The 1,394-nt window shown below is 41.5% G+C and carries 1 protein-coding gene; it reads left to right on the forward strand.

Translation table 11 applies throughout. The features are described from left to right. Positions 1-126: 126 nt before the first annotated feature. On the forward strand, positions 127-1,394 hold a 1,268-nt coding region (locus CXF78_RS00540), incomplete at its 3' end, for an ABC transporter transmembrane domain-containing protein (protein ID WP_102035689.1).

The raw sequence follows: 1,394 nt of genomic DNA on the forward strand, positions 1-1,394 counted from the left end.
AAAATGAGTGCGGACTTAATCCATCGTAATGTGACCGATGTCTGATTAGAAAATGACATATAATAAGACAATCAATATTAGATCGTGGTGAACTGCCTATAGCAGTAGTCATTAACTGGAGCATAAATGAGACCTTCTGCGTACTTCGAAGGCCCGGTAGGGAAGTTAAATTGGCATGTTTTAAGATTATTATGGCCATATTTATTAGAATTTAAAGCACGAGTCTTGTTAGCCATGATTTGCTTAATCGTTGCTAAAATCGCGAGTGTTGGGCTGCCATTTATTCTGAAAGAATTAGTCGACACGCTGGATAAGCAATCCGCAGCCCAGATCATCGCCGTTCCTATCGGATTGGTGCTAGCTTATGGCATGGTCCGTTTGCTCAATGTCATTATTGGCGAGATACGGGATACGTTATTTGGCCGCGTTACTGAACGAGCAATTCGCCGCCTTGGAAGGGCTGTTTTTGAACATTTACATCGGCTCGATCTTGATTTTCATTTAGATCGCCGTACCGGTGGCCTGTCTCGCGATATTGAACGTGGCACCAGTGGCGTCAGTTTTTTAATGCGCTTTATGGTATTTAATATTGTGCCAACACTGCTTGAGATTGCCTTAGTGATTGGTATTTTCTTTTATAACTATGGCGTCAGTTTTGCATTGATCACCTTGTTTTCTGTGGTTGCCTATATTGGTTATTCAATTGTGGCAACAGAGTGGCGCACCGGTTATGTGCGTGATGCTGCAAGAGCTGACTCGCTAGCTAATACTCGTTCAATCGATAGTTTGTTAAATTATGAAACTGTAAAATATTTTAACAATGAAGAATTTGAGTCACAACGATATGATTCTGCACTTGAACAATGGGAAGTGGCAAAGCGGAAAAACCGCTTATCATTGTTTGCTCTTAACGGTGGTCAGGCATTAATTATTGCTGTTGCTATGACGGCGATGATGGGGCTGGCTGCTTATGAAGTGAGCCAAGGATCGATGACAATTGGTGACTTTGTCCTCATTAATGCTTTTATGATGCAGCTGTTTATTCCATTAAATTTTTTAGGCTTTGTTTACCGCGAAATCCGTGGAGCATTAGCTAACATTGAACGTATGTTTGATATTTTAGCCAAACAACCACAAGTGTTAGACCATGTCGATGCAATTGAAGCCAGTCCCACTGTCGGAGCGATAAAATTCACCGATGTAAGCTTTCATTACGATCAACGCGCTATTTTAAACAGTGTCAGTTTTGATGTGCCAGCAGGGAAAAAAATTGCCGTAGTGGGCGACAGTGGCGCAGGTAAATCAACAATCATTAAATTGTTATTCCGCTTTTATGATGTTGACCGTGGGTCTATCACTATTGATGGTATTGATGTGCGTCAGCTTAGCCAACA

Source organism: Shewanella sp. 11B5, from assembly GCF_002836795.1.
Taxonomy (GTDB): Bacteria; Pseudomonadota; Gammaproteobacteria; order Enterobacterales; family Shewanellaceae; genus Shewanella; species Shewanella frigidimarina.